Raw genomic sequence first — 7162 nt, forward strand, 5'->3', positions numbered from 1 at the left:
TGATGAATTAGAGCGATTAGGATTTGATAATACTATAATTGCTAGAAGATTAGCAACCTCAATTTTATACCAAATATTGAGAGATGGTTTTTTTCACGGAGACCCACATCCGGGGAACATAATGGTGCTAGAAGATAATACAATAGCTTTCTTAGATTTAGGCATGATTGGGCAATTGAACCTTCATAGAAAAAACCAATTTCTGAAAATGCTAATGGGAATAACGCTGAAAGACAGTAAACTAATCGTTCAAGCAATTGTTGAACTAGATGCAATGTCAGAAAGAATCAATATGAGAAAGTTGGAAAAAGACATTGATCGATTGAGAGATCAAGTCTTGTCAGTCCCTTTGAGTCAAATAAAAATTGGTGAAGTTTTTAATGAAGTTTTTGACTTGGCATTTTCATATAATATTATGATTCCAGGAGAGTTCACAATGCTTGCTAAATCTCTTATTACATTAGAGGGATTGGTTGAGAAATTGGATCCGGACCTTAATGTCCTTGAAATTGCTGAACCTATTGCAGGGAAGCTTATTTTCACCTTGATTTCACCTGAGAAAATAGGTAAGGAAATCCTGGGTGGTGTTTTAGATTACGGGAATCTTGTAAGAGAGTTTCCGACTGCCTTGCTGAGTTTTCTAGATAAACTGGAACATGATGATTTTATAATGCAGTTTAAGCTGAAAGATGCAGATCGATATGTACAAAAGCTTGATAGCGCATTTAGCCGGTTATCAATAAGCATAGTGCTTCTATCTTTAAGTATAGTAATTGCTGGAATACTTGTAGGACTAGGATTAACTGATATTTCTGGTGCAGAAATTGAACCAATCATTATTTCAATGTTTAAAGGAGGCCTTAGTCTTGCAGGCATTATTGTTGTGGTGCTGATAATTTCAATCTTCAGGTCAAAACGTCATTAAGCAACATGTTGAAATATATTAACTGTGAAAGAGAGACAGATTAAGTCAATATAATGGTATAAAAAGAAAACGAGTCAAAAACTTATATCCTCGGTTAGAATATAACTGTCGAGCAAATACCAAACCGAGGAGGATGAATCATGACTCAGTTCAATATTACCCTAACCGAAGAGCATTTGCACGGACTTTTTACGGGAGATGGAAGAGATAAGGCATTTACTAAGCTTTTGGAAACAATCTTCAATCAAGTGCTGCTGATTCAGTCCAAGGAGCAAATTGGTGCAGACCCCTATAAACAAACAGACCAACGCAGGTCTTACCGAAATGGGTTCCGACAACGGGAATTTCAACCCGGGTCGGCGCATTAGCCTTCGGGTGCCTCGCCATCGTAATGGAAAATTCAGAACCGAGCTATTTGGGCAGTACCAACGCAACGAGCAGGCTCTGATCCTGACCATGATGGAAATGGTGTGTATACTCGCAATCATCCAAAATGTTACGGTGTATGGTGACCACTTTATAATATGATTAAATCAGGCGTTGAAATTGAATTATGAAAAGCGAACCACAAGTCCGTGATTCTAGAGTAGAGTTGTTTTTTGGTTTATAACGACGTCAATATTGTAATTGGTATTGACCTGTAATTGAATCTGTGATAATATTCAATTCGGTCGTACGTTCGAATTGAAACGGGAGGGGTTAGGATGGAGTATAAGGAGAAAAAAATAAATCAATCCCAAAAGATATTATTGACTGCTTTTGAATGTATTTCGTCGAAAGGTTATGCAAACACATCAATGCGCGATATAGCAGATGCAGCTGAAGTTGCTCTAAGCCAGCTAAATTATCATTATAAAAATAAGGAAGGATTATTTATTGAAGTCATTAATTTCACAATTCGGGAGTATTTACAGGAAATTGAGAGACATATTTGTTTAGGGAAATCTCCAAAAGAAAAAATATCCAATCTACTCATCTATTTTAGGGGAATGCTTGAGAAGAATCCAAAATCATTTAGACTGTTGTATGATTTCACAAGTATGGCCTTGTGGCATCCTACCTTTGGAGAAACACTGAAAAATCTGTTTAATGATATATCGGGCTTAATTGAGAAAAATATTCTGAAAGACAATCAATTGAAAAACAATATAAGGAGGTATAGTTCAAAAGATATTTCAAGAATGCTTTCAGGAGCGATGTTTGGAATTGCGATACAAGTACTTTTGGATCCTATGGAAAAAGAACTGCCAAGTGCCCTAAATGCGATTGAATTAGTTTTTGATAATTAATATCAATTATACTTATTTCATATTAAGTGCATGTATGTCAATGAAGGAGGAAATTAATAGTATGAATACTATAATCATTACTGATTCCAATTGTGATTTGCCGGAAGAGTTTTTAGAAAAAAATAATATACCAGTTATACCGTTTCATTTTAATTTAAATGGCAAAGATTATGTGGATAATTTTGGGAAGTCAATCGGCTATAAAGAATTTTATGATGAATTGCGAAAGGGTAGAATTTCGACAACTTCACAGATATCTCCATATACTTACGAAGAGCACTTTAGAAAATATGTCACTGAAGGTTATTCAATAATATACATTGGATTTTCTTCTGCTTTAAGTGAATCATACAATCATTCCCTATTAGCGAGGGAAAATGTGTTGCAAGATATCCCAGATGCTGACATAACAATAATTGATTCTAAAGCTGCTAGTGTCGGGCAGGGTCTTTTAATTCAAAAAGCAACTGAAATGCTCAAAGCTGGAAAAACTAATAATGAAATTTTTACTTGGATAGAAAGCAATAAAATGAAAGTGAACCATTGGTTCACTGTTGATAGCCTTGATTATTTGAAACGTGGTGGAAGGCTTTCCGCTACGAGCGCAACATTGGGAACTATAATGAATATCAAACCGTTGTTAATTGTTGACAAGGAGGGAAAACTTACTCCTGTAAAGAAAGTAAGGGGAAGAAAGAAAGCTATCAGCGAGTTGTTTGATGAGTTTAAAAATACTGGCATAAATATAAATGATGAAACAGTATATATTAGCCATGCAGACTGTTTTGAAGATGCCCAATATTTAAAAGACATGATTATCGAAGAACTCAAAGTCAAGGATGTATCAATAAATTATCTTGGGCCTATAATCGGAAGTCATACGGGGCCTGGGTTGCTTTGTATTGTTTTTATGGGGCAAGAACGCACATGAAATAGTTTAGATAAAGAATAGAGAATAACAGAAGGAAGGTTTTATAAGAATGCTTGAATTTAAAAACATTAAGAAAACTTATCATGTTGGTGGTATCGAAACAAAAGCGCTGGATGATATCAGTGTTGCTTTCCGAGAAAAGGAGTTTGTCGCAATTCTTGGAACAAGCGGATCCGGAAAAACGACATGTCTTAACATAATTGGTGGACTAGATCACTATGATTCTGGAGAATTGACTATCAAAGGAAAGAAAACATCTGATTTTAGTGATCAGGATTGGGATGCTTATCGCAACAATTCAATTGGCTTTGTATTTCAAAATTATAATTTGATTTCTCACTTGAGCATCATAGCAAATGTTGAGCTTGGTATGACTCTCAGTGGTGTTTCTTCTGAAGAAAAACATAGAAGAGCACTTGAAGTATTGGAGCAGGTTGGACTGAAAGATCATCTGCACAAAAAGCCAAATCAGTTATCTGGCGGGCAGATGCAGCGCGTTGCCATAGCCCGTGCATTGGCAAATGATCCGGAAATTTTATTGTGCGATGAGCCGACCGGTGCATTAGATACTACTACAAGCGTGCAAATCATGGACTTGATTAAAAGGGTTGCAAAGGATCGTCTGGTTATCATGGTTACCCATAATCCAGAAATCGCAGAAAAATACTCAGATAGAATTATTCGTTTTCAGGATGGGAAAATCATTTCAGATAGTCATCCTCACCAGGAAAGACCAAAGCCGGACAGCTTTATTCTAAAAAAAACCAGCATGAATTTTTTGGCAGCGTTAAAACTTTCATTTAATAATTTAAGAACTAAAAAGGGAAGAACCTTTTTAACAGCGTTAGCTTCTAGTATTGGTATAATAGGTATTGCTGTTATTCTCAGTTTATCAACAGGATTTCAACAGCAGATCGATACCTTCCAAAGTGATGCTATGTCTGAGTTTCCAATTATAATATCTCAAACAGCAATGGAATTGAACGCTGAAAATATATCAAGCATGCAAGATAGAATCAAAGACAAAATGATGGGTACTGAGGAATACGCGGATTCGAAAGAAGTATATCTGTACGACTCTGCAGAAACAACCATTGCTCATAAAAATATAATAACAGATGAATATTTGGAGTATCTAAATAATATTGATCCAGAAATTAGCAACAGCATTGGATACACAAGAATTGTGCAAATGAATATGCTGCGAGAGATAGACAATACTGTTACACCAGTATCAATAAGTAATATTATGACTTCTATGGGTCAGGGAATGAATCTTTCGAATATGTCAAGTATGGCTAATATTGCCAGTATGGATGAAATTGGTTTATCTTCTTATCCAGAAAGATTACGAGAAGATGAGGAGTCTTATCTAGTAAAAAACTATGATTTGCTTGCAGGAGATTATCCAACAGATCCAACGGAAATTGTTCTGGTGGTAGATTCAAAAAATAGAATAGATTATAACAAGCTGAAAGCATTAGGATTTGAGACAGAGAATGTCACAAGTATAGAATTCTCAAACATAATAGGTACCGAATTTAAAATAGTTTCAAATAATGACTACTATATAAAAACAGATATGGGTAATTATGTTCCGGGACAGGACTATGAAGCAATGTATGATTCAGAAAATAGCATACCTGTAAAAATCGTAGGTGTGGTACGCCAAAAGCAGGATGTTCGCATTGGGATTCTTGGAACAGGAATTGCGCATAGTGATGCACTTTCCCAAATGATTATTGATGATGCATCAAATTCGGAGATTGTAAAAGCACAACAGCAGAGTGATAAAAATGTTATGAGTATGGAAGATATGGATGAAGAAACAAAGAATAATTTTTTATCATATCTTGGTGGAAATGCGGCACCGTTTATGGTGATGATTTACCCGAATGATTTTGAGAGCAAGGACGCGGTTATTGATTATCTAGAAGCATATAATGAAGGCAAAGATATTGAGTATCAAGTCTTTTATAATGATTTAGCTGGCAGAATGACAGAGCTGACGGGTGGAATCATGGATGCAATAACTCTTGTTTTGATTGCTTTTGCTGCTATATCCCTTGTAGTCAGCCTAATTATGATTGGTATTATAACCTATACTTCTGTGTTGGAACGAACAAAAGAGATCGGAGTGCTTCGAGCCTTAGGTGCACGAAAGAAAGACATTACACGAGTATTTGATGCAGAAACATTTATTTTAGGGGTTTTTTCAGGAGTCTTAGGTGTAGTCATTGCTTGGTTGGCAACATTTCCAATTAATACGCTGCTATTTAATTGGACTGGGCTTATTGGAGTTGCAAACTTACAGATACAATATGCGGTAGCTCTAGTTGTTATTAGTACTATTCTTACTGTATTGGGTGGGCATATTCCAGCAAGAATGGCTTCTCAAAAGGATGCTGTTGAAGCATTACGAAGCGAGTAATCAATACTTGCCTACAATTATCTTGATAAAGGTGATTGTAGGCAAAATTCCATTCATTGAGATAAGCTAAAGTAGTTTTACTTTTTGAGGTGATAATTTGTATATGCATTACTTGGTGGATGAATTTCTTTTATTTTTGGCATATAGCTTTATTGGCTGGGTGAGTGAGGTGATATACTGTTCAGTCCCAGAGAAAAAGTTAGTAAACAGAGGATTTTTAACAGGCCCATATTGTCCGATTTATGGTATTGGAGCGCTTGTAGTCATAAATGTTTTGACACCTTTTTCGGAAAATCCCATAATAGTTTATTTTCTTGCGGTTATTATAACTAGTCTTTTGGAATATGTTACGGGTTATTTACTAGAACGCGTATATCATTTAAAATGGTGGGATTATTCAAAATATAAGTTCAATATTCATGGAAGAGTTGTATTGCATAATTCATTAATTTTTGGGGTGTTGTCATTAATCACGATATATTTTCTTAATCCCATTCTGCTTAATATGATTAACAATCTGCCATTAAATATGCGTTACACATTAAGTTTACTATTACTATCCATATTTCTGACTGATAATATAATATCCACTCTAAAAACTTTAAAATTGAATACCAACTTATCAAAGCTTCATATGATTGCAGATGAAATCAAGGAGAAGATGTCAGAGAAACTTTCACTAAAATCAAAATCTATGCAATCTTCGGAAGAAGAGTCTCAGATAAGGATATTAGCAACTAAAATCGATGAACTTAACCAAAATTTTAATGATATATCAAAACAGAGTAAAGAGGTAGTGAAAAGAATTTTTATTGCTTTTCCTAATATAACATCAAAATTGCATAAAGAAATACTAATTGAATTAAAAGCAATTAACAAGACAAACATAAACAAGAACAAAAAACTAAAGCACAGGGGTAATTGACCCACTGTGCTTTAAGTTTGCATTATTCAACATCAATCGTAATGCTATTGTTTGGCTTTTCTTCTTTAGGAATTAAGACTTTAAGTAAGCCATTTTCAAGTTTTGCCTTAATACCATCTGACTTGGCATCTTCCAAATAAATTGAACGACTCATAGAACTGTAACGTCTCTCTCTATGGATGAAATTCTTTTTCTTAGATTCATTACGTTCATCCATTGTAATAGAAATCATAAGTTTTCCGTCGTTAAGTTCAACATTGATGTCTTTTTTGTCTATACCTGGCACTTCAGCCTCAACAAGGTATTCATTGCCATTATCTTCGACATCAACTTTGAAAGTGTCATGCGTGAGGGATCTTCTAAATGGCCAATCATTGGAAAAAAAGTCATCAAGTACGTTGTAGAAGTCCTCAAAGCCAGTGGTTGTAGAGATTTCTTTGTTCTTTCTGTTGAAAGGTACTAATCCAGCCATAAATAACAACTCCTTTTCAATTTATTTTTATTAGCACTCTGGCTTATTGAGTGCTAATTATTATATATCATATAAAATTCGATATGTCAATATTTTTTTAAAAAAAATCCTAATTTGCAGTGGGGAATTAGATTGATTTGGAGGTGAAATAGAAATAGAAGAATGTATTGAATATTATTTTCATTTTGA

General features: G+C 34.7%; 6 protein-coding genes and 1 pseudogene. 6 read left to right on the top strand and 1 reads right to left on the bottom strand.

Annotation, left to right across the window (positions count from 1 at the left end):
• The 6 genes and pseudogenes from T472_RS19710 to T472_RS04385 form a co-directional block, all read left to right on the top strand.
• On the top strand, window positions 1-925 hold a 925-nt coding region (locus tag T472_RS19710; protein ID WP_023863352.1), incomplete at its 5' end, for an ABC1 kinase family protein.
• Between the two features lie 140 nt (window positions 926-1065).
• Window positions 1066-1396 (top strand): annotated as a pseudogene (locus T472_RS20475) (transposase); the annotation flags it as partial.
• 233 nt (window positions 1397-1629) lie between these two features.
• Window positions 1630-2214 carry a TetR/AcrR family transcriptional regulator gene (locus T472_RS04370; RefSeq protein WP_023389005.1) on the top strand — a complete coding sequence of 195 codons (585 nt, stop codon included), beginning with the start codon at window positions 1630-1632 and terminating at the stop codon, window positions 2212-2214.
• A 61-nt stretch (window positions 2215-2275) separates the two neighbouring features.
• Window positions 2276-3145 (top strand): DegV family protein, encoded by an 870-nt coding sequence (locus T472_RS04375; protein ID WP_023389006.1) that lies wholly within the window; start codon window positions 2276-2278, stop codon window positions 3143-3145.
• A 49-nt stretch (window positions 3146-3194) separates the two neighbouring features.
• Entirely contained in the window at window positions 3195-5576 is a 2382-nt protein-coding gene (locus T472_RS04380; protein ID WP_023389007.1) for an ABC transporter ATP-binding protein/permease, read from the top strand.
• Window positions 5577-5712: 136 nt separating this feature from the next.
• Window positions 5713-6501 (top strand): putative ABC transporter permease, encoded by a 789-nt coding sequence (locus T472_RS04385; RefSeq protein WP_207643945.1) that lies wholly within the window; start codon window positions 5713-5715, stop codon window positions 6499-6501.
• Window positions 6502-6523: 22 nt separating this feature from the next.
• Here the strand turns inward: T472_RS04385 and T472_RS04390 are convergent, their stop codons facing one another.
• Window positions 6524-6973 (bottom strand): Hsp20/alpha crystallin family protein, encoded by a 450-nt coding sequence (locus T472_RS04390; RefSeq protein ID WP_023389009.1) that lies wholly within the window; start codon window positions 6971-6973, stop codon window positions 6524-6526.
• Window positions 6974-7162 lie beyond the last annotated feature (189 nt).

Origin of the sequence: Youngiibacter fragilis 232.1 (assembly GCF_000495435.3) — a bacterium.
In the GTDB taxonomy this organism is placed as follows: Bacteria; Bacillota; Clostridia; order Clostridiales; family Clostridiaceae; genus Youngiibacter; species Youngiibacter fragilis.